At 49.4% G+C, this 24,909-nt stretch carries 34 protein-coding genes; 31 read left to right on the forward strand and 3 right to left on the reverse strand.

What is annotated here, in order from left to right; genetic code table 11:
- Positions 1-129: 129 nt before the first annotated feature.
- The 3 genes from P22_RS12220 to P22_RS12230 are packed head-to-tail and all read left to right on the forward strand — an operon-like array spanning position 130 to position 2,409.
- Entirely contained in the window at positions 130-423 is a 294-nt protein-coding gene (locus tag P22_RS12220; RefSeq protein ID WP_054260519.1) for a VRR-NUC domain-containing protein, read from the forward strand.
- Positions 420-1,784: a DEAD/DEAH box helicase gene (locus P22_RS12225; RefSeq protein WP_054260520.1), complete on the forward strand. Its 1,365-nt coding sequence runs from the start codon at positions 420-422 to the stop codon at positions 1,782-1,784. Before P22_RS12220 ends, P22_RS12225 begins: the two co-directional genes overlap by 4 nt.
- Positions 1,771-2,409 carry a hypothetical protein gene (locus P22_RS12230; RefSeq protein WP_054260521.1) on the forward strand — a complete coding sequence of 213 codons (639 nt, stop codon included), beginning with the start codon at positions 1,771-1,773 and terminating at the stop codon, positions 2,407-2,409. Before P22_RS12225 ends, P22_RS12230 begins: the two co-directional genes overlap by 14 nt.
- 122 nt (positions 2,410-2,531) lie before the next feature.
- On the opposite strand, the gene P22_RS12235 is transcribed toward P22_RS12230, so the two are convergent.
- Together P22_RS12235 and P22_RS12240 are read right to left on the reverse strand one after the other, a co-directional pair.
- The gene (locus P22_RS12235) at positions 2,532-2,825 is read right to left on the reverse strand and encodes a type II toxin-antitoxin system RelE/ParE family toxin (RefSeq protein WP_054260522.1); all 294 of its coding nucleotides are present in this window, start codon (positions 2,823-2,825) and stop codon (positions 2,532-2,534) included.
- A 2-nt stretch (positions 2,826-2,827) separates the two neighbouring features.
- Entirely contained in the window at positions 2,828-3,196 is a 369-nt protein-coding gene (locus tag P22_RS12240) for an AbrB/MazE/SpoVT family DNA-binding domain-containing protein (RefSeq protein WP_054260523.1), read from the reverse strand.
- Between the two features lie 299 nt (positions 3,197-3,495).
- Between P22_RS12240 and P22_RS12245 the strand changes: the two genes are divergently transcribed.
- Complete coding sequence (locus P22_RS12245) at positions 3,496-3,855, forward strand: HNH endonuclease (protein WP_054260524.1); 360 nt, start codon at positions 3,496-3,498, stop codon at positions 3,853-3,855.
- Between the two features lie 44 nt (positions 3,856-3,899).
- On the opposite strand, the gene P22_RS12250 is transcribed toward P22_RS12245, so the two are convergent.
- Positions 3,900-4,181: a hypothetical protein gene (locus P22_RS12250; RefSeq protein WP_054260525.1), complete on the reverse strand. Its 282-nt coding sequence runs from the start codon at positions 4,179-4,181 to the stop codon at positions 3,900-3,902.
- Between the two features lie 438 nt (positions 4,182-4,619).
- Between P22_RS12250 and P22_RS12255 the strand changes: the two genes are divergently transcribed.
- The 27 genes from P22_RS12255 (at position 4,620) to P22_RS12385 (ending at position 24,897) form a co-directional block, all read left to right on the forward strand.
- The gene (locus P22_RS12255; RefSeq protein ID WP_054260526.1) at positions 4,620-5,105 is read left to right on the forward strand and encodes a helix-turn-helix transcriptional regulator; all 486 of its coding nucleotides are present in this window, start codon (positions 4,620-4,622) and stop codon (positions 5,103-5,105) included.
- Between the two features lies 1 nt (position 5,106).
- A complete protein-coding gene (locus tag P22_RS12260; protein WP_054260583.1) occupies positions 5,107-6,351 on the forward strand; it encodes a site-specific DNA-methyltransferase in 1,245 nt (414 codons plus the stop codon).
- A 40-nt stretch (positions 6,352-6,391) separates the two neighbouring features.
- Complete coding sequence (locus P22_RS12265) at positions 6,392-6,730, forward strand: hypothetical protein (protein ID WP_054260527.1); 339 nt, start codon at positions 6,392-6,394, stop codon at positions 6,728-6,730.
- Positions 6,731-6,817: 87 nt separating this feature from the next.
- Positions 6,818-7,006, forward strand: coding sequence for a hypothetical protein (locus P22_RS12270; protein WP_054260528.1), 189 nt, complete (start codon positions 6,818-6,820; stop codon positions 7,004-7,006).
- 5 nt (positions 7,007-7,011) lie between these two features.
- Positions 7,012-7,830 carry a hypothetical protein gene (locus P22_RS12275; RefSeq protein WP_054260529.1) on the forward strand — a complete coding sequence of 273 codons (819 nt, stop codon included), beginning with the start codon at positions 7,012-7,014 and terminating at the stop codon, positions 7,828-7,830.
- Positions 7,820-8,038 carry a DUF4314 domain-containing protein gene (locus P22_RS12280; protein WP_054260530.1) on the forward strand — a complete coding sequence of 73 codons (219 nt, stop codon included), beginning with the start codon at positions 7,820-7,822 and terminating at the stop codon, positions 8,036-8,038. Before P22_RS12275 ends, P22_RS12280 begins: the two co-directional genes overlap by 11 nt.
- 115 nt (positions 8,039-8,153) lie before the next feature.
- On the forward strand, positions 8,154-8,639 hold the full coding sequence (locus P22_RS12285) for a phage terminase small subunit P27 family (protein ID WP_054260531.1): 486 nt from the start codon (positions 8,154-8,156) through the stop codon (positions 8,637-8,639).
- On the forward strand, positions 8,632-11,028 hold the full coding sequence (locus P22_RS12290) for a terminase TerL endonuclease subunit (RefSeq protein ID WP_054260532.1): 2,397 nt from the start codon (positions 8,632-8,634) through the stop codon (positions 11,026-11,028). Before P22_RS12285 ends, P22_RS12290 begins: the two co-directional genes overlap by 8 nt.
- Before the next feature lie 131 nt (positions 11,029-11,159).
- Positions 11,160-11,609 carry a hypothetical protein gene (locus tag P22_RS12295; protein ID WP_054260533.1) on the forward strand — a complete coding sequence of 150 codons (450 nt, stop codon included), beginning with the start codon at positions 11,160-11,162 and terminating at the stop codon, positions 11,607-11,609.
- 1 nt (position 11,610) lies between these two features.
- Positions 11,611-12,627 (forward strand): type II TA system antitoxin MqsA family protein, encoded by a 1,017-nt coding sequence (locus P22_RS12300; protein ID WP_054260534.1) that lies wholly within the window; start codon positions 11,611-11,613, stop codon positions 12,625-12,627.
- 64 nt (positions 12,628-12,691) lie between these two features.
- Complete coding sequence (locus tag P22_RS12305) at positions 12,692-13,921, forward strand: phage portal protein (RefSeq protein ID WP_373432676.1); 1,230 nt, start codon at positions 12,692-12,694, stop codon at positions 13,919-13,921.
- A 40-nt stretch (positions 13,922-13,961) separates the two neighbouring features.
- Positions 13,962-14,654, forward strand: coding sequence for a head maturation protease, ClpP-related (locus P22_RS12310; protein WP_054260536.1), 693 nt, complete (start codon positions 13,962-13,964; stop codon positions 14,652-14,654).
- A gap of 20 nt (positions 14,655-14,674) precedes the next feature.
- Positions 14,675-15,871, forward strand: a complete 1,197-nt coding sequence (locus P22_RS12315) for a phage major capsid protein (RefSeq protein ID WP_054260537.1) — start codon at positions 14,675-14,677, stop codon at positions 15,869-15,871.
- Between the two features lie 10 nt (positions 15,872-15,881).
- Positions 15,882-16,109, forward strand: coding sequence for a head fiber protein (locus P22_RS12320; protein ID WP_054260538.1), 228 nt, complete (start codon positions 15,882-15,884; stop codon positions 16,107-16,109).
- Positions 16,102-16,368: a head-tail connector protein gene (locus P22_RS12325; RefSeq protein WP_054260539.1), complete on the forward strand. Its 267-nt coding sequence runs from the start codon at positions 16,102-16,104 to the stop codon at positions 16,366-16,368. Before P22_RS12320 ends, P22_RS12325 begins: the two co-directional genes overlap by 8 nt.
- A 5-nt stretch (positions 16,369-16,373) precedes the next feature.
- Complete coding sequence (locus P22_RS12330; protein WP_054260540.1) at positions 16,374-16,712, forward strand: phage head closure protein; 339 nt, start codon at positions 16,374-16,376, stop codon at positions 16,710-16,712.
- Positions 16,696-17,058: an HK97 gp10 family phage protein gene (locus P22_RS12335; RefSeq protein ID WP_054260541.1), complete on the forward strand. Its 363-nt coding sequence runs from the start codon at positions 16,696-16,698 to the stop codon at positions 17,056-17,058. Before P22_RS12330 ends, P22_RS12335 begins: the two co-directional genes overlap by 17 nt.
- Complete coding sequence (locus P22_RS12340; RefSeq protein ID WP_054260542.1) at positions 17,055-17,447, forward strand: DUF3168 domain-containing protein; 393 nt, start codon at positions 17,055-17,057, stop codon at positions 17,445-17,447. Before P22_RS12335 ends, P22_RS12340 begins: the two co-directional genes overlap by 4 nt.
- Positions 17,448-17,453: 6 nt before the next feature.
- The gene (locus tag P22_RS12345; RefSeq protein ID WP_054260543.1) at positions 17,454-18,245 is read left to right on the forward strand and encodes a phage tail tube protein; all 792 of its coding nucleotides are present in this window, start codon (positions 17,454-17,456) and stop codon (positions 18,243-18,245) included.
- Positions 18,246-18,259: 14 nt separating this feature from the next.
- Complete coding sequence (locus P22_RS12350) at positions 18,260-18,625, forward strand: hypothetical protein (protein WP_235814638.1); 366 nt, start codon at positions 18,260-18,262, stop codon at positions 18,623-18,625.
- Positions 18,622-18,939, forward strand: coding sequence for a hypothetical protein (locus tag P22_RS12355; RefSeq protein ID WP_054260545.1), 318 nt, complete (start codon positions 18,622-18,624; stop codon positions 18,937-18,939). The genes P22_RS12350 and P22_RS12355 overlap by 4 nt, the downstream gene beginning before the upstream one ends.
- Before the next feature lie 95 nt (positions 18,940-19,034).
- Positions 19,035-21,812: a tape measure protein gene (locus P22_RS12360; RefSeq protein WP_054260546.1), complete on the forward strand. Its 2,778-nt coding sequence runs from the start codon at positions 19,035-19,037 to the stop codon at positions 21,810-21,812.
- A gap of 1 nt (position 21,813) precedes the next feature.
- A complete protein-coding gene (locus tag P22_RS12365; protein WP_054260547.1) occupies positions 21,814-22,419 on the forward strand; it encodes a DUF2460 domain-containing protein in 606 nt (201 codons plus the stop codon).
- A gap of 11 nt (positions 22,420-22,430) precedes the next feature.
- Positions 22,431-22,787 (forward strand): hypothetical protein, encoded by a 357-nt coding sequence (locus tag P22_RS12370; RefSeq protein ID WP_054260548.1) that lies wholly within the window; start codon positions 22,431-22,433, stop codon positions 22,785-22,787.
- 11 nt (positions 22,788-22,798) lie between these two features.
- A complete protein-coding gene (locus tag P22_RS12375; protein ID WP_054260549.1) occupies positions 22,799-23,197 on the forward strand; it encodes a hypothetical protein in 399 nt (132 codons plus the stop codon).
- Entirely contained in the window at positions 23,197-23,625 is a 429-nt protein-coding gene (locus tag P22_RS12380) for a hypothetical protein (protein WP_054260550.1), read from the forward strand. The genes P22_RS12375 and P22_RS12380 overlap by 1 nt, the downstream gene beginning before the upstream one ends.
- Positions 23,626-24,897 (forward strand): DUF2163 domain-containing protein, encoded by a 1,272-nt coding sequence (locus P22_RS12385; RefSeq protein WP_082378478.1) that lies wholly within the window; start codon positions 23,626-23,628, stop codon positions 24,895-24,897. It begins immediately after the preceding gene.
- Positions 24,898-24,909: the final 12 nt, after the last annotated feature.

The following is a 24,909-nucleotide window of genomic DNA, read 5'->3' on the forward strand; positions in this document are numbered from 1 at the left end:
AAAGACAAAAGGTTACGGCCCACAGATCGTGTGGGTCAGGAAAACTGATTGATATTGTCTTGAACTCAAGCGTTCCCAGTGTTCCAAGTTCCAGCGGGAATGAAAGCTGAAAAACGCATGGAGTGAACAATGAGAGAAAAATACACCGAACAAAAACTGGTCAAAGCCGTCAAGAAAGCCGGTGGGATTACCATGAAGCTCATATCGCCGGGGTTTGCTGGAATGCCCGACCGCCTAGTGGTTTTACCCATGGGAAGAATTGCTTTCGTGGAAGTGAAAGCGCCTGGCTTGAAACCCCGGCCGCTGCAAGTAAAAAGGCATGAACTCTTAAGGCGGCTGGGGTGCCGGGTGTATGTCCTAGACGATGAGGAAGAGATACCCCGCCTGCTTGCCGCAATAACGAGAGGGGGTGATGCCACCTGAAGTTTGTGGCGCATACCTATCAACAATACTCCATTGAATATATCCTAAACCATCCTACGGCAGCGCTGTTTCTCGACTGCGGCCTGGGTAAAACCGTCATTACCCTTACCGCTATCTTCGACCTGATTTTAGACAGCTTCCAAATCCGCAAAGCGCTGGTCATCGCCCCGCTGCGCGTTGCCAGGGACACCTGGCCGGCAGAGATTGAAAAATGGGATCACCTGAAAGGCCTTACCTATGCCGTCGCAGTCGGGAGTGAAGCAAAGCGCCGCCTAGCATTGGCGAAAAAAGCCCACATCTACCTCATCAACCGCGAAAATGTGCCGTGGCTCATTGAAGAAAGCGGGCTGCCTTTTGACTTTGACATGGTTGTCATCGACGAATTGTCATCTTTCAAATCCCATCAGGCTAAGCGGTTCAAAAGCCTGTTAAAGGTAAGGCCTAAAATAAAACGCATCATCGGCCTTACCGGCACCCCGGCGGCTAACGGCTTAATAGACTTATGGGCCGAGTTTCGCCTATTGGATCTGGGAGCACGGCTGGGCCGGTTCATCGGCAATTACCGGAGTGCCTATTTCATACCGGACAAGCGAAATCAGCAGATGGTATTTTCATATAAACCCAAACCCGGCGCCGAACAAGCCATCTACCGGCAGATCGCCGATATTGCCATCAGCATGAAAAACACCGACTACCTAAAACTGCCGCCGCTGGTGATGAATAAAATCGCCGTTAGGCTGTCGTCTGAAGAGCGGCGGCATTACCAAACGCTCAAAGACGAACTGGTGCTTTCCATAAAAGGCCAGGAAATTGACGCTGCTTGTGCCGCCGCGCTATCGAACAAACTTTTGCAAATGGCCAGTGGGGCGGTATACGACGAAACCGGCAGTGCCATAACCATTCACGATCGCAAGCTGGAAGCGCTGGAGGACATCATCGAAGCGGCAAACGGCAAACCGGTATTAGTCGCCTATTGGTTCAAACACGACCTTGAGCGGATATATAAGCGCTTGCCTGCCGAGCCGCTGGACAGTGCCGACTCCATCAGGCGGTGGAATGCCGGGAAAATCCCCGTAGCGGTGATCCATCCGGCGTCAGCGGGGCATGGCCTGAATTTGCAAACAGGCGGCGCGGCTTTAGTATGGTTTAGCCTGACCTGGAGCCTGGAACTTTACCAACAGACCATTGCCCGGCTCTGGCGGCAGGGACAAACAGAAACCGTGGTGGTGCACCACATCATTGCCAAAGACACCATTGATGAAGACGTCATGGCGGCGCTAGACAAAAAAGAAGCCGGCCAAGCGGCACTTTTAAGCGCTGTAAAAGCACGAATGGGGAGGGACGAAAATGAGTATAGATGATATCGGGGCCAGAAGGCTGATTGCCAGTATTTTAAAGAAAGCCTGCGACGACTATGCAAACGACAAAGGCTGCCCGGCATGGTGTACGTTTAAAGACACCTGCGGCTTTAACAAAATAGATGCCGAACACTGCGATGCCAAGCGGTTTATCCATTCCGCCTGGTGCGCGGCCCTTTGCGACGGACTCAACATTGACCATGAAGAATACGTGGCCATCTGCATCAAAAAACATCGCCTGAGTAAAAACACCTTCAAGTATGTCGAGCAAGAAATCCGCCAGTATAAGAACATCTTAAAAGAACTCAGCCGCCTAAAAAACGACATTATCCTGGCAACACCGGAAAAACAAGAAAAGCGAAGCAGCACTTTAAGCAACAGCACGGCGAGCAAAGCTATCAAAATTAGCATGGACAGGAAAATAGTTGAACTTGAAAAAACCAAAAACGCAATTGAAAAAACCTACCAGCGCCTGTGCCACGATAAGCAGGCTGTCATGGAAGAATACTGGAAAAGCCGGTACACGACCTCTGGGCTGGCAGACAAGCTGGGCGTAGATGAACGCACCATCCGGCGCTGGAAACAGTACATCGTCTACTCGGTGGCGGCAGAACTAAATTATTTGTAAAATGTCCGGAAATGTCCGTTTTGGGCTATTTTTACGGTGTAAAATAGTATCATGGGAGAATAAGCAAAATGAGAAAAAGTCCTAAAAGCTTCATTGCTTCAAGGACTTTTTATTTCTGGGCATCAGTTTTTAATTAGCCGTTTGAGTTCTTCATAAAAATTTTGGCGAGTGCCGGCAAGCAAGACAACTACTTTTTTGCCGTCGATTTCAAAAATGGAGTAAGCAATTTCATAGTTGGTCTTGTCATAATAAACATCGTAGCCATAAATGCCGGACAAATCGCCGCGCTTGGCTTGTCCAATATACGGGTTCTCTTTAATGAGGAGTAAAGCGGCCTTGAATTTGGCAAGCAATTGTTTGTCTTTAATCTTCTTAAAATAGCGTTCTGCGGCGGGACTAAACAGCAATTCGTACATAGTTAGTTTTCCTTGCCAAACACGTCATCAAAGGAAGCCGCTGGAGTTTCGCCGGAAGCAATACGTTCAGACTCCTCAATCATGATGCTGATAGCTCTTTTAATATTCTTACTTTCCACTTCGAAGCGACGGATAAGTTCGTCGCCGGTGAAACCTTGAGCGATAAGGTCTTTTAATATTTCTACAGAGAACTCCGTCTGGTCGCTGCGAATAGGACGGATAACAAGCGAGTTATCCTGTACAAAGCATTCGACTTCATTCTCGAGACCAAGCTGCTTAAAAAATTTCAGCGGGATAGTTATCTGGCGTTTTTTTGAAACGCTGATTATTTTTCTATCCATATGCCCACGCTCCATGGCCTTTGCTAGCATAGTAATCATCTCCATATATAGTATGCCGAAAAAGATATAATTATCCCTAAAATAATAATAACAAAGAAACCAAGAAAACGCAATAAATTTGATGACGGTATATTGCCTAGCAATTGGTGCGGAGCACACTCTGGATGAATAGAAGTTGTCGCATAGATTTTTTTATAAAATGTCCGGAAATGTCCGTTTTGGGGCATTTTGACGTTGTAGAATAGTATCATGGGAGAGTAAGCAAGATAAGAAAGTCCTTGGAGCAATAGGCTTTGAGGGCTTTTTTCAGGCAAAGGTGGCTGAAGATTATGCCCATGAAACCAAAACAGCCGTGCAAGCATCCGGGCTGTCCGCGTTTAACGAACACTCGCTATTGTGAACTGCATGCCAAGCTGCATGCCCATGACCGGGAAAGCGCCAGTGAGCGCGGCTACGGCAGCCGGTGGCAAAAGGTTAGAAAGCAGTTCTTGGCCAAGCATCCGCTTTGCGCGGAGTGCGAGCGGGCCGGAAAGTTGACCCCGGCAACTGTTGTGGATCATATCAAGCCACACCGGAAAGATGCGACGCTGTTTTGGGATGAGAGCAATTGGCAGCCGCTTTGCAAAAAGTGCCATGATAGAAAGACGAGAAATAAAGACAGATATATTGAGTATACATATAAAAAATAAGGACTGTACGTCTTTCTGTACGTCCCTATTTTTACGGTTAATATTTAATCATCAGCGTAGTCAAAGCCTATTGTTCCACAATTGTGAGAACCCCATCCTTCGGCCATAGCTTTGCTTGTTAAAAGCAGTATGTCTGAAATGGAAGGTATGCGAGCCTGCCCTCTAGCGCCTTGAAGATTACCATTAGGTCTACGCCAGATGAATCTATATCCATTTTCTTCATTGCCATCACCGTACTCATATCGGCAATATTGAAAACACAGATTCCATTCACCTGGGTTACCAATTTTTGTCTCGTTTAAAACAACAACTCGGGATTGAGTCATAGAACACAGCCTCCTTGACTTATGAGATGCTTATATTATACTTATAAGATACATATAAGTCAATGGGTGATTTAAAGTGTAATGTCATGACCGGAAAACCCGGACGCAGGACCAGTATCCAGAATATACTTTTTGACGAATATGTTTGCACTATCCAATATGTTTGCGCATTCATGGGTGGTAAACTATCCCCTATAGGGGGAGGGGGTCTAAAAACCCAGGTGCCACAAGGGTTGTAGCCGCCGCCCCCTTTCGCGCGAAAAATCGCAGAATTTAATAGGGGGGATACCCCCGAAACGCCGGGAAACCAGTTGTTATCTGTGTTTCCCGTTGCCTTTTTTGCGTGGTAATTAACGCATAGGCTGTAAAACACTTGCTGAGACGCAAGGTTTTGCGGCCTTTTTTCATGCAAAAATTCCGCGAAAAGGAAGTGAAAAAGTGACAGACGCTCAAGCCAAACAAATCCTGGAGTTTCGCCTGAAAGGAATCGGCTATAAAGCCATTGCTGCCATTCTTGGCCTTTCCCGCGACAAAGTCCGCAACTATTGCAAAGACCAGGGTTTAGAAGGCTATGGCCCCGTAGTAGCAGTCAACAAGCAAGAACAAATGCAGCAGGGCGGCGTTTGTAGGTGCTGTGGCAAAACTATCCAGCAGCCGGGCATGGGACGGAAACGGAAATTCTGCTCGGAAAAATGCCGGCGACAGTGGTGGGCCGCCCATCCGGAGGACCTAAAGAAAAAGGAAACGGCCATTTATAAAAAGACCTGCGTTTATTGCGGCCGGCAATTCACCGTATACGGCAACAAAAACAGAAAATACTGCAGCCACGAATGTTACGTGCATGACAGGTTCTGGCGGGAGGAAGAAGGCAGAGAGCCGTATGTAAGCCCCGCCCGGTACGAGGAGGAGGTAATCCATGAGTGAAATGAAATGGCAGTCGTTGCCGGTGGATGCTTTGCGCCCGGCGGCATACAACCCCCGCAAGAAGCTGAAGGCGGGAGACAAGGAATATGAAAAAATCAAAAACTCCATTTTAGAGTTCGGCTATGTAGACCCTATCATCGTCAACTACGATATGACGGTTATCGGCGGCCACCAACGGCTGACGGTTCTGAAAGACCTGGGATATACCGAAGTGCAGTGTGTGGTAGTTGAAATTAAAGACGAGAATAAGGTCAAGGCGCTAAATATCGCCCTTAATAAAATCACCGGCGCTTGGGATGAGAATTTGCTGGCCGGACTATTAGTGGACCTTAAGGCAGCCAACTTCAATACCGATTTTACGGGCTTTGAAGCGCCGGAAATTGACCAGATACTGACCCGCGTGCATAACAAAAACTGCAAAGATGACGACTTTGATATAGATGCCGCCCTGCAAGAAGAAAGCTTTGTCAAACCGGGAGACATATGGCACTTGGGAAAACACCGGCTAATGTGCGGCGATGCCACCAAAGCAGAAGATGTGGCAATTTTAATGAATGGGAAAAAGGCCAATCTGGTCGTCACCGACCCGCCGTATAACTGCTCCTATGAAGGCGGCACAGGAATGACCATCATGAACGATAACATGGAATCTAAAAAATTCTATGAGTTTTTGCTTGCGGCAATGAAGAACGCATACAATCATCTTGTCGATGGCGGGGCCATCTATATTTTCCACTCCGATGCGGAAAAGGTGAATTTTTATAACGCAACGGTCAATGCCGGCTTTCATTACTCCACCACCTGTATTTGGGTGAAAAACTCCCTAGTAATCGGCAGGATGGATTATCAGATGCGCCATGAGCCGATAATTTACGCCTTCAAAGACACCGCAAAACACAAGTGGTATTCCGATAGAAAACAGAGCACCGTATGGGAGTTTGACCGCCCGGTAAAATCCAAGCTGCACCCGACCACCAAGCCGGTTGAGCTTGTGGCCTATCCTATCCGCAATTCCTCCCAGGTCAATGGGATTGTACTGGACTTATTTGGCGGCAGTGGCTCTACCTTAATTGCCTGTGAGCAGATAGACCGCAGCGCCTATCTGATGGAACTCGATCCAAGGTACGCAGCTGTGATCGTAAAGCGGTATGCGGAAGCGGTGGGCGATACGAAAAATATCTTTCTGGAAAGAGAAGGCGGCATGTACACTTGGCAGGAAGTGTTGGCAGGGATGAACGATGGTTAGGTTAAGCGTTCGTCGACAATAGCGTAGGAGGTGTAATTCCTTGGAACCAACCCAAAGAAATGACTTTGTCATATTTATTCAGGACAAATTCGAGGAAATCCAAAAACTGTTTGCCAGAAAAAATGAAGGTTATGGCACAAGCGGCGATCTCTTCTGGAATTTTCGCCAGACAGCCAAAAGGCTTTACCCAGCTATATATGCTCAGGACCCTTATGCCGCGATGTTTTTGGTGGCGGAAACACTGGTGGATAAGCACAACGTAGCTATGGCCAAAGGCATTACGGTCAGCGAATGCGACGAACGGCTAATGGATAGAATTGTTTATTCCCTGCTGCAGCTAAAAATGGTTTACGAGCGGTCCGAAGGTAAGCAAGAATAATAACTTAAAATACCAAATAAACACTTGCTATTTCCTGTGTTTAGAGTGATATATAGACTACCGAAAAAACACAGGGAGGAAAAGCAAATGACGATCAAAAAAGGCGACCGGCTTCAATCAACAATTACCAAACAAACTTATGTAGTAGTTGGCAAATGGTGTGGCAACTGGGTGCTTGCTCCGACAGCAGCAGACCAAGAAGTGTGCTTGATCTACTCGACAGGCGAACTCGAAGAGATGGTGAGCACAATGAAATGGGCCTGGGAAGCGAGGTGAGAGGCATGACGCGCAAAGAACTGGTTCAAGCCCTGGAAGCAAGATGGGGAGCCAAAGCAAAATATCTGGGCATGCCAAGCTGCGACTATGAGCTCAAATGCAGCGCGGGAACCTTCATCATCGATCGTGACGGCGTGATCCGTGATTTGGAGGGGCGCGAGGTTTCGGCCGAGGAACTTTTGCGCGAGGAAGATTTAGCCCCAGATGGCGAAACAGCGCCAAGCGAGCCGGGTGAACTACCGGCTGAAGGATATGCGGTCGAACTGCCGCTGGCAGGGCATACGACAGTTAGCCTGCGGAATTTGGTCAATATGCTTGCTAGCAAAGAGCGGCTTTTAATTAGCGCCTTTGACCTGCCACGCCCGCTTATGGAGACAAGTTTGGCTGAGGAGCTTGGCCAGAGAAGTTTCGCGGATATGAAGGCCTTTCAGGTGTTTTGGGCTGAATCCCAATCTGGATGCTGCCATGGATTAAAACTAGACTTTGAAAATCAGACACTGACGATGAAACTGTTAAAAGATAATCCGATGCCGGACGAAATGGCGGCTTTTCGCGACTTGGCGGTTTGTATGACCGAATATGCCAAAAAGCTTAAGCATTCTACCTTCAAACCGGCGCAAGAAGAAAACCCCAAATACGCCATGCGCACTTGGCTGCTGCGGCTTGGCATGAATGGCGACGCCTTTAAACTAGCCCGCAAGGTACTCTTGGCAAGGCTTGCCGGCAGTGCTGCCTTCCGTACCCCGGCAGATGAGGAAAAGCATAAAGCGCGGCTATTGGCCAAAAAACAAAAACCGTGCGAGGTGGATGGCGATGTTTGTTAAAAAAGAAATCGTCGAGCAGCTGCGCAAGCAGTATCCTGCCGGCACAAGGGTTGAGCTTGTGCGTATGGATGATGAACAGGCCCCGCCCATCGGTACGCGTGGCACGGTGCTTGGTGTAGACGATGCCGGAAGCATTATGGTTTCCTGGGATAACGGCAGCAGCCTGAGCGTGGTCTATGGCGAAGATTTGTGCAGAAAGATAAACTGAAATAAATTTTTGAGATGCGGCCCTTGCGGGGGCTGTTTCTCGTATAGCCCGACACAAGGCTTCTTCGGAGGTCTTTTTTTTATGCCAGCAAAGCCGATGAGAGGAGGTGGGGCTGATGGCGCTAAGAGGAAGAAAACCAAAACCGACTGCAATTAAGAAGCTGGAAGGCAATCCAGGCAGACGGCCGCTGAATAAAAACGAACCCAAGCCGGATAAAAAAGCGCCCCGCTGTCCGGCTTGGCTTGAGGAAGAAGCAAAAAAAGAATGGAAGCGCATGGGCAAAATTTTAGAGCAGCTGGGGCTTCTGACCGAGATGGATATGGCAGCCTTTGCGGGATACTGCCAAGCCTTTGCCCGCTGGAAGGAAGCCGAAGAATTCATCACCCAGCATGGTACGATGATCCGCACCCCCAACGGCTACCTACAACAGGTGCCGCAGGTGTCCATCGCCCAGACAAACTTAAAGATCATGCTTAAATTCTGCGAGCAGTTTGGGCTAACACCCTCGGCCAGAAGCAGGATAGCGGCAGGCGAAAATCCCGAGCACGAATCCGATCCGATGGAGCTTATCTTAATAAACGGGGGTAAGCGGAGTGTATGATGAAACAAAAGCGCAGCGGGCAATTCAGTTTATCAACTGCCTAAAACACACCAAAGGCCAGTGGCGGGGCGTGCCGTTTGAACTTTTGCCCTGGCAGGAAAAAATTATCCGGGATATCTTCGGAACGGTAAAACCCAGTGGCTATCGGCAATATAACACGGCATATATTGAAATCCCCAAGAAAAACGGAAAACAGCTGGCCCTATCGACACCGATACCTACCCCGGCCGGCTTTACTACCATGGGAGAACTAAAAGTCGGGGATCAGGTTTTTGATGAAAAGGGCAATATTTGCAATGTAGTCGCAATCAGCCCTATTGACGATACCGAACAGGCATACAAAATAAACTTTAGAGACGGCACGACAATTATTGCCGGCGAAAGGCATCTTTGGCGGGTAGAAGTAACCAATAACGGAAAAAGAGAAAAAATCCTGACCACCGGCGAGATGTATGAAAAGCAAAATAAGGCAAGCAATAAAGATAACAGGGCACTATTTCGCATCCGGATAGCGGATGCTTTTATTTTGCCGGAAAAAGAATTGCCCATTGACCCGTATCTTTACGGTTACTGGCTGGGAAACGGCCACGTTTACGACAAAAGGATACCGGATTGTTTCTTGCGTGCATCTCTTAAACAACGGCAAAGATTGCTGCAAGGGTTAATGGACTCGGACGGATGTGTGAGCAAAAATAAAGGGCAGGCCATCTATGTAACCATATTGCCTGAGCTGGCAAAAGACATTCAAAACCTGCTATGGTCTTTGGGGATAAAAAACACCTTAAAAACAACCCTTTCCCGGTTTAGGGAGCCGACCGGTGAAACGTGCTACCTCATACGCTTTACTGCATTTGACGATCAAGATGTTTCGGCACTGGACCGAAAAAAGACGAGAGCTAAAGCAAGAAACAATAACAGCCGTTCGCATTATCACTACATCAAGTCGATCGAAAAAACAAAACCCTGTCCGATGCGATGCATTCAGGTAGATAGCCCCTCCAGGCTTTATTTGGCCGGGCAGTCTATGGTGCCAACACACAACAGTGAGCTTGCCGCCGCCGTAGCCCTCTATATGACCTGCGGCGATAATGAATGGGGAGCTGAAGTTTACGGCTGTGCTTCCGATCGTCAGCAGGCCTCCATCGTCTTTGATGTAGCAGTCGACATGGTAGACCAGTGCCCGGCGCTCAAAAAACGGATCAAGCCAGTCATATCGGTAAAGCGGCTTGTGTATCAGCCTACCAACAGCTTCTATCAAGTATTGTCGGCCGAAGCCTACACCAAGCACGGGCTCAATGTGCATGCTGTGGTATTTGATGAACTGCATGCCCAGCCGAGCCGCGATCTCTATGATGTCATGACAAAAGGCTCAGGGGATGCAAGAACGCAGCCGCTATTTTTTCTCATTACCACCGCCGGTACCGACCGCAACTCGATCTGTTGGGAAGTACACCAAAAAGCAGTAGATATTTTGGCGGGGCGCAAGATTGATCCGACGTTTTATCCCGTGATTTACGGTATTGACGACGATGACGACTGGACGAGTGAAGAAAACTGGTATAAGGCCAACCCATCCCTGGGCCATACCATTGACATAGAAAAGGTCAGGGCTGCTTTTCAAAGCGCCAAGGAAAATCTGGCGGAGGAAAACCTGTTTAGGCAGCTTAGGCTTAACCAATGGGTCAAGCAATCGGTGCGCTGGATGCAGATGGATCACTGGGACGAGTGCGCTTTTCCTATTGATCCCGAAAGATTAAGAGGCAGGATTTGCTATGGCGGGCTGGATTTATCAAGCACCACGGATATTACCGCCTTTGTGCTGGTTTTCCCGCCGCTTGCGGAAGACGATAAGTTTATCGTGCTGCCATACTTTTGGATTCCTGAAGATAACCTAGCTACAAGGGTCAGGCGCGATCATGTGCCGTATGATATCTGGCAGCAGCAAGGTTACATTAAAACCACCGAGGGCAATGTCGTGCATTATGGCTTTATCGAAGCGTTTATTGAAGAACTCAATACCAAGTATCATATCAGGGAAATTGCTTTTGACCGCTGGGGCGCGGTACAAATGGTGCAAAATCTGGAAGGCATGGGCTTTACCGTCGTGCCTTTTGGCCAAGGCTACAAAGATATGTCGCCGGCAACGAAGGAACTGATGAAACTGACCTTGGAAAGAAAAATTGCCCATGGCGGCAATCCGGTGCTGCGCTGGATGATGGACAACATCTATGTCAAAACTGACCCGGCCGGCAATATCAAGCCGGACAAAGAAAAAAGCACCGAGCGCATTGACGGTGCTGTAGCTTTAATTATGGCTTTGGATAGAGCTATACGAAATGGCGGCTATAGCGGGAGCGTGTATGACGAGAGGGGGATATTGGTGCTTTAAATAGGATAAAGGGGTGGCCATGTAGAATGACAATATGGTCAGCAGTAGAAGTTTACCTAGATGGAAAATATTTCGAGTATCAATTGATACTATTTTTCTTGACGGTAAAAAATTGAGGTGATATACTGATCATGAAAGCATCCTATGAAAAAAGCACAATTGAAAGCGAATTTGATGTCAGTACTTACCTGGAGCGTTTGAAGTATGCTCTTGAGAGTGGCAGTGCGACGATCAGCTTTCAGATGAATCGTCAGGTTGACGATGCAAGGGATAGAAAGTATACAAATAGATATACTATGCATACTCTTTTTCCAGATGAAGATGTAGTAGCAGTATTAAAGCGAGAACTTGCTACGCTTACTGTACACGACTATATAGAAACAGTGAAAGATACCCGGTACCCAAAGCGCTCAGACATGCGAGTATTCGGAAAGAAATATTCGGGAGAAGACGTATATATTAAAATCCGAGTGGAGCTTGTTGGCTCGATGGGTAATAATTATGTTTTTGTAATGTCCTTTCATTTTGCCGAGAAAGCATTTGTAGAGACTGATTTTCCTTATCGGAAAAGAGGTGGATGAAATGAAAGTTCTTAAAAGTGAGGTTAAGCTTTGTCTTAGCTGCATGGAAGAACACAAGGTTGATATTGTTGAAGTAATGGAGCACGAAGTGTTTAAAGGCGTTGAAGTGGATTTTCCCGCTATCTATGAGTATTGTTCGAACACTGATGAATATCTAGAAAATGAAGACATGATACATGCCAACAGCCTTGCCATTAAAGATGCGTATAGGAAAAAAGTTGGCCTATTGACTTCGAAAGAAATTATTAGCTTGCGGGAAAAGTATGGGGTTAGCCAAAAGGATCTTTCTGAGATTCTTGATTGGGGCAAGGCAACGATCACTAGATATGAAAATCATCAGGTTCAGGATAGAGCTCATGACGATATCTTAAGAAAAATTGATTCCGATCCAAGATGGTTTTTAGAACTATTAAAACGGGCGAAGGATAAGCTGCCCCAGAAAACATTTGAAAAATATTGTCACTCGGCTCGTGAACAATATAATAAGCAGAAAAACCAATATCTTATTGCTTCTATTCAGGCACTCTACGCGAAGTTTGAAGGGGAAGACAAGACTGGATCAGTAGAATTGGACCTTGATAAAGTTGTGGAAGTAATTAATTACCTTGCCCAAAACGTCTCTGTCCTTCACAAAGTTAAACTGATGAAGCTGCTTTGGTATGCCGATATTTTGCACTATAAAAGGCATGGAAGATCTATAACAGGCCTTGTTTATAGCGCTTTGCCTATGGGAGCAGTACCAGAGGGACATGAGCAAATTGTAATGTTGGATGGAGTTAGCTTTGATACCGTAATGTATGGTGATAATGTTGGATACAAGTTCAAGCCAACGCCCGGCTTAGAAATCAAGCGGCTTACCGCGGATGAACTTGAGACGATTGATAAAGTAATCAGTGAATTTGGTCATTTAAATACCGATCAGATTGTTGACAGAATGCATGAAGAGGAAGCATATAAGTGCACAGAGGGTAATTGTATCATCTCATATTCTTTTGCTGATCAACTGTCAATAGAATAATAAACATAAGCGCTCCAAATAGGGGCGCTTTTTTGCGCCCATTTTCAGGAGGTGACTCATGAAAATCCCCTTTTTATCAAGATTTTTCCCCACAAGAGCCAGTCCAAAGAATACTTTTTGGGGCAGTGCCTACAGTTTTTTCTTCGGCACGAGCTCCAGCGGCAAGACGGTTAATGAGCGGACGGCGCTGCAGACCACCGCGGTCTACGCCTGCGTGCGGATACTGGCCGAAACCATCGCTTCCCTGCCGCTTCACACCTACAAATATACTGTTAGCGGTAAAGAAAAAGCCCTCGACCATCCCATATACTACTTGCTTCACAGCGAGCCCAACCCGGAGATGACCTCATTCGTGTTTCGCGAAACACTGATGGGTCATCTTTTGTTATGGGGCAATGCCTATGCCCAGATCATCCGGGATGGCCGGGGCAGAGTGGTTGGTTTGTATCCGCTTTTGCCCAATAAGATGGTCGTGGGCCGGAGCGACCAAGGCCAGTTATACTACCAATACGAAAAAGACGGCCAAACATATTTCCTGAGAAATTATGAAGTCCTCCACATTCCGGGGCTTGGCTTTGACGGCCTCATCGGCTACTCGCCGATCGCCATGGCCAAAAACGCTATCGGTATGGCCATCGCCACCGAGGAATACGGCGCCAAGTTCTTTGCTAACGGGGCAAGTCCCGGCGGTGTGCTCGAGCATCCCGGTGTGGTCAAAGACCCGGCGCGCATCCGGGAAAGTTGGAACGCGGTGTACCAAGGCAGCGGCAATGCTCACCGGGTGGCGGTACTCGAAGAGGGCATGAAATTCCAGCCTATCGGCATACCGCCGGAGCAGGCCCAATTTTTAGAAACCCGCAAGTTCCAAATTGAAGAAATTTGCCGGATTTTTCGCGTGCCGCCCCATCTGGTCGCCAGCCTTGACCGGGCGACCTTCTCAAACATTGAGCACCAATCCATCAGCTTTATCGACAACACCATTATTCCGTGGGTGACGAGAATTGAACAATCCCTGCAAAGAGCGCTGTTTTCGGAAACTGAGAAGAGAAGCTTTTGCATCAAATTCAATCTGAACGGGCGGTTGCGGGGCGATGCGGCCGCACGGGCAGCCTTTTACCAAACTATGCGGCAGAACGGGATCATGTCGGCCAATGACATCCGCGAACTGGAAGAAATGAACCTAATACCCGAAGAACTGGGCGGCAACAAGCTTTTGGTCAACGGCAACTTTGTAGATATGGCGAGTGCCGGGGCGTGGACGAGCAAATACGGAGGTGGTGAGAATAAAACTTAACATAGTAAGTCGATTTCAAAATCAAGATGAGGAGATGGGTATGAAAAAATTTTGGCACTGGGTAAAAAACGAGGCGGGCCGCACCCTGTACTTTGACGGCTACATCGCCCAGGACAGCTGGTTTGACGACGATATCACTCCCAAAAAATTTAAAGCCGAGCTAAACAGCGCCGCCGGGGATATCACCGTTTGGCTCAATTCACCAGGCGGCGATGTCTTTGCAGCCAGCCAGATCTACACCATGCTAAAAGAGTATGAGGGCAAGGTTACGGTCAAGATTGACGGCATTGCGGCCAGCGCCGCCTCTGTGATCGCCATGGCCGGCGATGAGGTTGTGATGTCGCCGGTGGCCATGATGATGATCCACAATCCGGCTACGATGGTCTTTGGTGAAGCTTCCGACCTTGCCAGCGGTATCAAGATGCTTAACGAGGTCAAAGAAAGCATCATTAACGCCTATGAACAGCGAACCGGGCTGCCCCGCAGCAAAATCTCAAGCATGATGGACGCGGAAACCTGGTTCAGCGCGCAAAAAGCGGTAGAACTGGGCTTTGCCGATAAAATCCTCTACGCGCCTGATGCACAGGATGCGGCAGAGGGTTTTATTTTTGACCGCTTTACCGTCACCAACGCGCTGCTTGCCAAGTTTCCCCGGGAAAAAGCCAAGCAGCCGGCGACAGTGGCGGGAACGCCATATAAAGAGCTGCTGACAAGACTGGAACTCTTGAAATAAACACGAGGGAGGAACTTACTATGAACAAAATACTCCAGCTGCGTGAAAAACGCGCCAAGCTTTGGGACAGCGCCAAAGCTTTCTTAGATTCCCGGCGAAATGAAAATGGCCTCTTATCGGCCGAAGATACGGCTACCTATGAAAAAATGGAAGCCGATGTGGTGAACCTGGGCAAAGAAATCGACCGCCTGGAACGCCAAGCGGTGCTGGATTTAGAGCTGTCCAAACCAACCACTGCTGCCATTACCAATAAGCCTAGCCAGCACCAGGAGCCGGAAAAAACCGGACGGGCGTCCGGCGAATACAAAGCCGCTTTTTGGAAAGCGATGAAAAACAAAAACAGCTTTGATGTGCAAAATGCCCTGCAGGTCGGCACCGACTCCGAAGGCGGCTACCTGGTGCCGGACGAATTTGAGCGTACTTTAATTGAAGCCTTGGAGGAAGAAAACATTTTCCGGCAATTGGCCACTATCATCACCACATCATCGGGTGATCGAAAAATTCCGGTAGTGGCATCAAAAGGCACCGCTGCCTGGGTGGATGAAGAAGGGGCTATTCCTGAAGCCGACGACGCCTTTGGTCAGGTTTCCATCGGCGCCTACAAACTAGCCACCATGATCAAGGTGTCCGAAGAACTCTTAAACGACAGCGTATTTAACTTAGAGCGATACATCGCGAAAGAATTTGCCCGGCGCATTGGGGCAAAAGAGGAAGAAGCCTTCTTTGTCGGCGACGGCGTTGGCAAGCCCACCGGCATTTTCCATGCAACTGGCGGCGCCGGCGTGGGAGTCACAACCGCCAGCGCCAGTGCCATCTCCTTCGACGAAATCATGGACCTGTTCTATTCCCTAAAATCCCCGTACCGCAAAAATGCCGTCTTCATTACCAATGACGCAACCGTCAAAGCCGTTCGCAAACTAAAAGACGGTAACGGCCAGTACCTCTGGCAGCCTTCGGTCACCGCCGGCCAACCGGATACCATCTTAAACCGCCCGCTCAAGACCTCAGCCTATGTACCAACCATTTCCTCAGGCGCCAAAACCATTGCCTTTGGCGATTTCAGCTACTACTGGGTAGCCGACCGGCAGGGCCGAAGCTTCCAGCGGTTAAATGAGCTGTTCGCCGTAACCGGCCAAGTGGGCTTTAAAGCCACCCAGCGTGTTGATGGTAAGCTCATTTTGCCTGAAGCCATCAAAGTACTGCAGATGAAAGCGTAGGTGGGAAACGATGAGTAACGTCAAAAACTATACCGAGCAAGGCGGGGAAAAGACGGTAATTGGCGGTACGCTTGCCATCACCGGAGAAGGCAGGCTGACCTTTGCGGGTACACAGCTTAAACCGGCAGCGGCGCAAGCCGACAGTACCGCTTCAACGGTAGCTGAAATGGTAACGGATTTTAATGCCTTGCTTGCCAAATTACGCGCCGCCGGCCTCATGGAAGAAAGCCATGGCTGAAGTGCTGACACTGACGGAAATAAAGGAATACCTACGCATTGACGGTGAGGAGGAAAATTCCCTGCTCACCGCTCTTTATGCCGCGGCAAAAGAACACTGCGAAAACTACCTGCAAGCACCTTTGCCAAGCGAGGTACCCATGCCGGTCAAACAGGCCTTACTCATTTTAATCGCCCATTTTTACGAGCAGCGCACGGGCGAGGATATCCCTAAGGTGGTATATGCCCTGCTCACGCCCTACCGCGAGTCAAGGTGGTAGATGACATGAATCCAGGCGAACTGAACTGCCGCATTACCTTGCTCGCGGAAGTAAAAACAGCTGACGGGCAGGGCGGCTACGAAACCGAATATGTGTCACGAGCTGCCCTATGGGCCAAGATCATGCCGGTGACGGCAAAAACAACGGACCAATACGAACAAATGACACCGGAAATACTCTACCGCATCATCATTCGCTATCGCCGCGATGTGGCGGTGACGGATAGGATTCAATACGGCAGCCGGGAGTTCGAGCAAATCGGGCCGCCTGTTGATATCGAAGAAAAACATGCATATTTAAGGCTTGAATGCCGGGAGGTGGTGGCCGATGCGGCCGACGATTAGAGTAACCGGGATTGATCAATGCATTTCCTTTGGCGATCTCATTTCCACTAATGTCAGTCAGGCCATTGAAAAGGAAACGGAGCTAGGTGCAAAAGCTGTGCGCAAGCGGGAACGAGAACTGGCGCCGGTTAAAAGCGGACTTTTGCGCAAAAGCATTGTAAACCGCAAGGGGAAATACGGCATCTCCCGCATGGTCAGGGCCAAAGCGCCGCATGCGCCGCTGCAGGAATATGGCACCAAACGAGGCGTGAAGGGCAAGCATTTCGCCGAGCGGGCGCGCCGTGAGCTGATGCCGGGTATCCAAGAGAAGATCCGGACAGCGGTGCGAAATGAGGTGAGACGATGAAGCGATCCCCAGTGTCGCCGCTAAACAAGGCGCTCTTTGAGCGTTTAAAAAGCCAGATGGTCGCTCCGGTTTATGACCATGTGCCGGCAGGCAAAAAAGCACCCTATGTGGTGCTGACCGATACTGCGGCGCAAGGCTGGACGACAAAGACTATATCCGGGGCGGAGGTAACGGCCACCATTAAGATTATCAGCGAATACCAGGGAGACAAGGAAGTGGCAGAGCTTTGCGACAGGGCTATTTCGGCAATCCAAAGGGAGCCGCTGGTTTTAACTGACGAGTGGCAGGTAGTGCTTTCAAACGTGGACAGCCATGCGGTGGAACGCTTGGAAACGCACCGCGAGGCGACGGTAACCTTCAAGTTTACGATTATTGACACCGAGGAGTGATGAAAGATGCCTTTAATTCCCAGCGACGGCGTGGATTTTCTCTTAAAAGTGAATACCGGGACGGCCGAAACGCCGGTCTGGACGGTGATTGGCGGCCAGCGGGGCGCGACCTTGAGTTTGACGGCGGAGCAAATTGATGCCTCTAATAAGCAATCGGGAGCCTGGAAAACCAGTGTACCCGGCATGATGTCCTGGAGCATTGACGCCGATGCGGTGCTGCTGACCGATGCATCGGGCCTGAGCATCGATGCCGGTCGGGCCAAACTTCTCAGTGTGTTTGCCAACCGCGAACTGGTGCATGTGCGATATGTCAGGAAAGACGGCTCGAAATTCCAAGGCTATGCGGCCATTACCGATTTGAGCGAAGAGTCCCCGCATGACGGCGTGGCGACGTATAAAATCACCTTGGCCGGGGCGGGCGCACCGGAAGAAGTGAACGGCACCAAACAGGTGGAAACGGCAGAGGTTGTCGGCACCATTACGACGGCCGGCAATGCCATATTTACGGTAACTGCCGCCGGAATGACCGGCTCGCCCAAAGCCATCAGCGTGGCCGTGGCGCTGGGTGATTCGGCGGCTGTGGTAGCGCAAAAAGCCCGTGAAGCACTGGCGGCAGACAGCGCAGTGACTGCAAAGTTCAGCGTGGGCGGCTATGGCACAAAGGTGGAGTTGACGGCTTTGACTGCGGCGGCCAATGACAGCACGCTTAACATTGCCATTGCCAACGGGACGTGCGCCGGCTTGACGGCGGCTCCGGTTTCAACCCACACTACTCCGGGCGTTGCGCCTGCGGCATAAAAACGGAGGAATGGATGATGACAAAACCTGTGTTTATTACGATTGGCGGCAAGGAGCGCCGCCTTCGATACGATATTAACTCAGCCGCAGAGATGGAAGAATTGATGGGAGGAAAATCCCTGCTTTATGTGATGAGCAATCCCATGGCAGCAGGGTTTTCGGCCATTCGCATTCTGCTGTGGGGTGGCCTCAAGCACGCGGAAAAAGGGATCACTCTGCAGCGGGTGGGGCTGATGATGCAGGAATACATGGAAGCCGGCGGCAGTTTCGGGGAGCTGGCCGGCAGGATCGGGGAAGCCATCAAGGCATCGAAAATCATGGGTGAGAGCCTGGCCGGCGAGGAAGATACTGAGGAGGAGACAGACGAGGGAAACGAGTGACCACCGTAGCCCAGTGGATCGAAAAAGCTGCGCCGGTGGCTTACGGCCCGTTGGGATTAAAGCCGTGGGAATTTGGCCGGCTGACCTTCGGTGAGTTTTACGAACTGGCGGAAGGCTATCACTGGCGAACCAAGCAGGAACAGATAATGACAGCGGGTTTTGTCGCTTCCGTCATCAACACCTGCACATCGCGCGACCTGAAAAAGCCGGTTACGGTGGACATGCTGCTTGGCCGGGAGCCGAAAGAAAAACAAAAAGTAACGCAAGAGCAAGCCAAGGCGGACATGAAAGAGCTTTTATCCAGCGTGGGATGACGATGTTGGATAGGAAGACTAAACTTTCTTGCATAGTTTTTGAGCAATAGTATGCAAAAAAGTCAAACAGCTTATCGCGAAAGTGGGGTGAGACTATGGCCGGGAATGCTTCGATGACAATTTTTATCGGCGGGGATAACAGTGATTTTTTGAAAAAGTGGGAGAGCACCAAGCGCGCACTCCGCAAAGGGCTTGGCTCGGAAGCGATGGCAGCGTCGGAGAGCATTGCCGCCGGCCTGGCCGCCGGAGCAGCTGCTCTTGCCGCTTTCGGGGTTGCCAGCATCAACCTGGCAGGTGACCTGGATGCCAGCCGCAAAGCCTTGACCACCCTCTTGGGCGACGCCAAGGCCGCGGAAAAAATGCTCGCCGATTTGGCGACCTTTGCGGCGGATACTCCCTTTGAATTGCCAGGTCTTCTGACCTCATCGAAAAAACTGCTGGCCTTTGGCTTTGCGGCCCAAGACATTATACCCATGCTGGCGGCGATCGGCGATGCGGCGGCGATGTTAGGGATTGGACAGGAAGGGATTAGCCGCTTGACCAACGCCATCGGCCAAATAGAGGCCAAAGGAAAAGTGTCCGCCGAAGAAATGATGCAGCTTGCCGAAGCCGGTGTGCCGGCGTGGAAGTTCTTGGCGGATGCTATTGGAACCGATATTCCGACGGCCATGAAAATGGCCGAGCAAGGGGTGATTGACAGCACCACCGGCATCAACGCGCTCTTAATGGGCATGCAGGAGAGGTTCCAGGGCGGTATGGAAGCCATGAGTAAAACCATTCCCGGACTTATGTCGACCATCAAGGACAATGTCAAAACGGTGATGGCGGAGATAGGCGACAGTATATCAAAAAGCCTGAATCTCCCCGAAAAAATGCAAGGCATTGCCGACTGGCTGTCAGAGTTTGCCGCAGCCGTGAAGGCGCTCGGGTTGAAAGAAGCGTTGCAAGGCATGATCCCGCCGGAGACAATCGCTGCGGTGTTTGTGCTGTCCGGAGCGCTTTTAGGCGCGGCGGTTCCGGCGATGGTGGCATTCGGGATTGCAGTTTGGACAGCACTGGCTCCTTTACTGCCCTTTATTGCGGCCGGAGCTGCGGTGGGGCTCTTGGCTTACGAAATTTGGAACAACTGGGAGCCGCTGGCCGAACTCTTCAGTACCTTATGGATTACGGTCACGGATATTTTTAACGATGCCTGGAATGGGATAACCGGCCTGGTCACTGACGCATTGGGGGCAGTTGTTCAGTTCATTGGCGATGGCTGGAATGCGGCAGGCGAAGCCACAGCGAGTGTCTGGAACAGCATTGTAGACTATATCGACGGTGCCTGGGCCAGCATCAAAGAACTGGTTGCGCAAGGCATCAACTGGATCGTAGACAAGCTCAGCCCGCTGAAAAGCTTTTTTGCCCAGTTCATTCCTGATTCGGTAGGGAACTGGTTTAACAAGGTTACTGAAGGCATCGGCAGAATCGGCGCGGTGGCGGGTAAGTTCAATTTTGGCTTCAGCCGCAAGGATATATCCGCCCTGCTTCCCCAGATGACAAAGCCCAACACCAAGTTTACGGGACTTACAAATGCCGCTCAAAGTGCCGGTTCGCCAGCGAGCGGCAGCGGAACCGATCAAGCGGCAAAAGATTTTGAGAAACTGCAGAAAAAAGCGGAACAGGCGAGCAAGGCAATTGAAAAAGAATGGCTGCAACTGACCGCCACCCAGATGGACGCCCTCGATGCCTGGTATGCCGACGAACTGGAGACCTTAAACGAATCAAAAGATGCCAATGAAAACTATGAGCGGGATGTCCTGCGGCTTAATGAGATTTACGCAGCTAAAAAGAAAAAGATTCTGCTGGACGAGCAAAAGGAAAACAACCGGATTGCCGATCAGGCGGCTGACCTAGCCCGGAGTCTCTCCGACAAACTGGGCGGGCTTGGCCTGGCTGGTGCCAGCAAGCAGAAGTTTGACATCGAAACCGACGCGGCGCGGCAAATCGAGGAAGTGCAGAAAAAATACCGGGACCTTGCCCTCGAGTATTCCGCCGGCACAGCCGCCCAGCAGGAGCAGTTTCGCAAAGCGTGGGAAGAGAGTGGCATCCAGTTTGCCATTACCGAAACCGGCATGGTGGACTTCAGCCGCCAGGCGGCTGCCGAACAGGTCGCCATTGAAGCGGAGAAAAACCAGCGCATAAAAGACTTGCACTATGAGCGCGTCAAGTTCCAGGAGGAACTGGACCGGGCGCGGGAAGAGGGCGACGTCGCCAGATTCCAGCAGCTTCTAACTACCGAACAGGCGATGTTTACCCGTGACCTAGCCGGAAAACAACAGTACATTGATGCCTACTATGAAGTGTGGAAAGGGTCTCATAAATCCTCCATGGAGATTATGGCACAGCAAATGGCCGGTACGTACGAGGGCCTGAAAGGCTTTTTCGCAGACATTCTTACCGGTACGAAATCCATCGGTGAGGCCTGGCAAGCCCTAGGCAAAAGCATAATGAAAATTATCGCAGATATGGCGGCCGAGTGGCTGGCGAGCCAAATTACCATGTCTTTGTTTCCCGCATTGACGCCGATCCAAACACAAGGCGGGATATCCGGAGTCCCCAGACGATATGCTGCTGGCGGTAACTACCCCGGTGGCCTTGCTTTAGTAGGGGAAAAGGGGCCGGAACTCATTCATTTTAATCGCGGCGGCCATGTGTTTACCGCTGCCGAAACAAAGAAAATTATGAGCCAAAGTGCAGAAGTAAAAAATAGCAGACCGATGATCATTAATATGAACATCACGACACCGGATGCGGCCAGTTTCCGCCGCAGCCAATCACAAATATTAGCAGAGGCCAACGCTGCTTTGGCCTTGGGAAGGAGAAACCTGTAATATGCAAGCTTTTCATGAAGTGCAGTTTCCGCCCGATATTTCCTATGGCGTAACTGGCGGTCCTGAGTATTCAACCGATGTTGTAATTACCGGTTCCGGGTATGAACAGCGGAACATAAACTGGTCCCAGGCTCGGTGCAAGTATCAGGCAGCCCATGGAGTAAAAAATGAAGACCAAATGAGAAGGCTGCTCGCCTTCTTTCGGGCGCGCCGCGGTAAGGCATATGGCTTTCGTTTCAAAGATTGGCTTGATTTTCGGGGAAAAGGAGAATATGTCGGTACAGGTGATGGCAAAACAACCACCTTTCAGCTGATTAAAACCTATATTGACGATGGCGGGTATACGGATGTACGCAAAATCAGAAAGCCAGTTGTTGGAACAGTAAAGGTGTATATGGATGGCATTGAGCAGCAGGCCAATTGGTCGGTAAATTTTACCAACGGTATTATTACTTTTGTTTCAGCACCGGCTCAGGGCACAGTTATTACCGCTGATTTTGAGTTTGACGTGCCTGTTCGATTTGATACCGACCATTGCCCTCAGTCTATCAAAGACTGGAATATCTACGGCTGGGATAATATCCCCCTCGTAGAAATACGTGTTTAGGGAGAAAAAGTGTGGCTATCATCGTCTATAACGGCACTGTTACCGCAGGAGGTACAGATGGAAACCCTATAACACAAGATAATCCCATTCTCGTGTCTGCGGATAGAGGAACGGTATCCGAGACTGTGAATCTTGCGCTGCGAGCCACTGGTTCCCTTCATTTCTTATGTAATATTAAAGTTACAGGAAAAGGCGCTGAGGCTGTGCAGTTATCGCTAGATGGCGTTACATGGTCTCAGAGTTTATTTATCCACCAGGTGGACACAATCAACCGTCTGTTCTTTTTACGGACAGTAGTCGGCGATGAGGAAGATTATGGTGATAACACTACGGTATCTTTGCAGCTAGACTACTATCAACCTGTATAGGGGTGGTATTTTTGGGATTAAAATTTTATATTAATGGAACCGTTGGTGCCAAAGACGGCACCTTAGTGTCGAGTGGCAGTATGACATCGCCTATTGTCTTCGGCGGTATGTATCCAGGCGCAAGCGGATCACAAGTGTCAAAAACCATTTTTATTCGCGCCGACGATGGTGAGACTTGGCGCGATGTAAACGTGCAGTTTAAAGGCAATACATCTGCCCGTTTTGAATATTCTTCTCCTTCATCCGGCTTTATCACGGGCTATGATTCTGGTAACCCACAAGTTATCTTGTTTCTTCCTAAGGTAACATCAAATAACATTTCGTTCGTGGTAACTGCTAAAGCTTTTTCTAGTGAATCAACCTCACCAGATACTTCAGTATCCTTAGTTGCTTGGGGGTGGCAAAGTTAATGGCACATTTACGCTTGTATAAGAGGGGAACTCCGGGGCTAACGGATGGTATTGAGCTGATACCGGGAACGGATTTGATTGATGCAAGCGGTCTTTACCCCAGAATACCTTCAGGACACGTAAGTGCAGCAGTTATGTCCTTGTGCCTGCGGTGTGATGTTGGATTTAAAGCAACTAATGTAACAATATCGACAGTTTCATCGGGAATAACAGGTGTATATGCCAATGTTTATGGGCCGATTACTACGGTAGCCCAGTGGGAAGGGCTTTCAAATATGAGTAATATTCTAAATTGGAGTTGCAGCATTTCGACCGTTTTAAATGTAAACATCATGTTTTTACTTGCTGTTTATGCCTATTCTGGATACCCTGCCGTAAATCAAGCTGGGAATCTCTTAAATATCTCCTTTACCGAGGCCGAGGTATAAATGGCTACCACCTTAACCTGGCAAGCCCAATTTAAAACCTATGGGAATAACAATATTGAGTACGCTGCTGATATCATACGTATTTGGACTCCGGGAGGTTTGACCTGGCAAGCCCAGTATAAAACATTCGGGAATAATCAGGCTGAGTTTGCAGCTGATATTAAAAGAAACTGGATTCCAGGCGGGTTGATATGGCAAGCCCAATATAAAACTTATGGCAATAACAAAACGGAGTATTCGGCAGATATCCAGAGAATCTGGGTCCCGGGCGGATTGACGTGGCAAGCTCAGTTTAAGACGTACGGTAATAATAACAGTGAAAGTGTTGGCGACATATTTCGCATTGTAGGCGTTACGCTTGTTTATCGTACCGACACGGTTTCTCTAGTTAGGAGAGTCAAGCAACCTCCTGGAGTACCCTGGTTACAAGAGGAAGTGACAACAGCGGCATGGTGCTGGAAGCTATCGCTTAGGGACGGAACGGTATTTGGGTTTACCAATCATGATGAAGATATCATCTTAGGCGGTGTAACGTATGAAGCTTCCACGGGGTTTGTCCCAACTGCTGTGGAAACCGCAAATAATATGGCAGTAGACAATCTCGAGGTCGAGGGCTTTTTAGACAGTAACCGGATTAAGGCGGAGGATATTGCCGCCGGGCGGTTTGATTTTGCTAAGGTTGAGATCTTCTTGTGTAACTGGCAAAATACCAAAGATCCTTTATTGGTTATCCGCAAAGGAACAACAGGACAAATAAAAACCGGCAAATACGGATTCCAGGCAGAAGTCCGGGGGTTACTTGAGGCCTATCAACAATCAGCAGGTACGGTGTATCAAAAGAGTTGCCGGGCAAAACTTGGAGATTCACGCTGTAAAGTAGAGCTTGGCTCGTTAGCGGCATTGGGCCAAGTAACACAAGTAAACTCTAATGGAACAATACAGACCAATCTTTCTTATCCAAAAGGTTATTTTGATTACGGCGTGCTGACTTTTCATACGGGTGCCAATAGCGGTTGTCAGTATGAAGTAAAAACCTTTGACGAGGGGTTACTAACACTTTTCCTGCCAACTACTTTTAGCGTAGCTATAGGTGATACCTTTACAATAACGCCAGGCTGCGACGGTAACTTTTCAACCTGCCGGACAAAGTTCAATAATGGGATAAATTTCAGAGGAGAGCCGCATATACCGGGTAATGATTATCAATCCGCATATCCGGGGCAAGGCTCCAGCAATACTGTTTCCGAAGGCAGTGATGTCAGACGTGGATAGGAGGGAATCAGA

This window comes from Propionispora sp. 2/2-37, assembly GCF_001298735.1.
GTDB lineage: Bacteria > Bacillota > Negativicutes > Propionisporales > Propionisporaceae > Propionispora.

Excerpts from the sequence above, each read along its gene's own strand:
- P22_RS12220 (WP_054260519.1), top strand. The coding sequence starts at position 130 with ATGAGAGAAAAATACACCGAACAAAAACTGGTCAAAGCCGTCAAGAAA.
- P22_RS12230 (WP_054260521.1), top strand. The coding sequence starts at position 1,771 with ATGAGTATAGATGATATCGGGGCCAGAAGGCTGATTGCCAGTATTTTA.
- P22_RS12235 (WP_054260522.1), bottom strand. The coding sequence starts at position 2,825 with ATGTACGAATTGCTGTTTAGTCCCGCCGCAGAACGCTATTTTAAGAAG.
- P22_RS12240 (WP_054260523.1), bottom strand. The coding sequence starts at position 3,196 with ATGCTAGCAAAGGCCATGGAGCGTGGGCATATGGATAGAAAAATAATC.
- P22_RS12245 (WP_054260524.1), top strand. The coding sequence starts at position 3,496 with ATGCCCATGAAACCAAAACAGCCGTGCAAGCATCCGGGCTGTCCGCGT.
- P22_RS12250 (WP_054260525.1), bottom strand. The coding sequence starts at position 4,181 with ATGACTCAATCCCGAGTTGTTGTTTTAAACGAGACAAAAATTGGTAAC.
- P22_RS12260 (WP_054260583.1), top strand. The coding sequence starts at position 5,107 with ATGAAATGGCAGTCGTTGCCGGTGGATGCTTTGCGCCCGGCGGCATAC.
- P22_RS12270 (WP_054260528.1), top strand. The coding sequence starts at position 6,818 with ATGACGATCAAAAAAGGCGACCGGCTTCAATCAACAATTACCAAACAA.
- P22_RS12275 (WP_054260529.1), top strand. The coding sequence starts at position 7,012 with ATGACGCGCAAAGAACTGGTTCAAGCCCTGGAAGCAAGATGGGGAGCC.
- P22_RS12280 (WP_054260530.1), top strand. The coding sequence starts at position 7,820 with ATGTTTGTTAAAAAAGAAATCGTCGAGCAGCTGCGCAAGCAGTATCCT.
- P22_RS12285 (WP_054260531.1), top strand. The coding sequence starts at position 8,154 with ATGGCGCTAAGAGGAAGAAAACCAAAACCGACTGCAATTAAGAAGCTG.
- P22_RS12295 (WP_054260533.1), top strand. The coding sequence starts at position 11,160 with ATGAAAGCATCCTATGAAAAAAGCACAATTGAAAGCGAATTTGATGTC.
- P22_RS12300 (WP_054260534.1), top strand. The coding sequence starts at position 11,611 with ATGAAAGTTCTTAAAAGTGAGGTTAAGCTTTGTCTTAGCTGCATGGAA.
- P22_RS12310 (WP_054260536.1), top strand. The coding sequence starts at position 13,962 with ATGAAAAAATTTTGGCACTGGGTAAAAAACGAGGCGGGCCGCACCCTG.
- P22_RS12315 (WP_054260537.1), top strand. The coding sequence starts at position 14,675 with ATGAACAAAATACTCCAGCTGCGTGAAAAACGCGCCAAGCTTTGGGAC.
- P22_RS12320 (WP_054260538.1), top strand. The coding sequence starts at position 15,882 with ATGAGTAACGTCAAAAACTATACCGAGCAAGGCGGGGAAAAGACGGTA.
- P22_RS12325 (WP_054260539.1), top strand. The coding sequence starts at position 16,102 with ATGGCTGAAGTGCTGACACTGACGGAAATAAAGGAATACCTACGCATT.
- P22_RS12330 (WP_054260540.1), top strand. The coding sequence starts at position 16,374 with ATGAATCCAGGCGAACTGAACTGCCGCATTACCTTGCTCGCGGAAGTA.
- P22_RS12335 (WP_054260541.1), top strand. The coding sequence starts at position 16,696 with ATGCGGCCGACGATTAGAGTAACCGGGATTGATCAATGCATTTCCTTT.
- P22_RS12340 (WP_054260542.1), top strand. The coding sequence starts at position 17,055 with ATGAAGCGATCCCCAGTGTCGCCGCTAAACAAGGCGCTCTTTGAGCGT.
- P22_RS12345 (WP_054260543.1), top strand. The coding sequence starts at position 17,454 with ATGCCTTTAATTCCCAGCGACGGCGTGGATTTTCTCTTAAAAGTGAAT.
- P22_RS12350 (WP_235814638.1), top strand. The coding sequence starts at position 18,260 with ATGATGACAAAACCTGTGTTTATTACGATTGGCGGCAAGGAGCGCCGC.
- P22_RS12360 (WP_054260546.1), top strand. The coding sequence starts at position 19,035 with ATGGCCGGGAATGCTTCGATGACAATTTTTATCGGCGGGGATAACAGT.
- P22_RS12365 (WP_054260547.1), top strand. The coding sequence starts at position 21,814 with ATGCAAGCTTTTCATGAAGTGCAGTTTCCGCCCGATATTTCCTATGGC.
- P22_RS12380 (WP_054260550.1), top strand. The coding sequence starts at position 23,197 with ATGGCACATTTACGCTTGTATAAGAGGGGAACTCCGGGGCTAACGGAT.
- P22_RS12385 (WP_082378478.1), top strand. The coding sequence starts at position 23,626 with ATGGCTACCACCTTAACCTGGCAAGCCCAATTTAAAACCTATGGGAAT.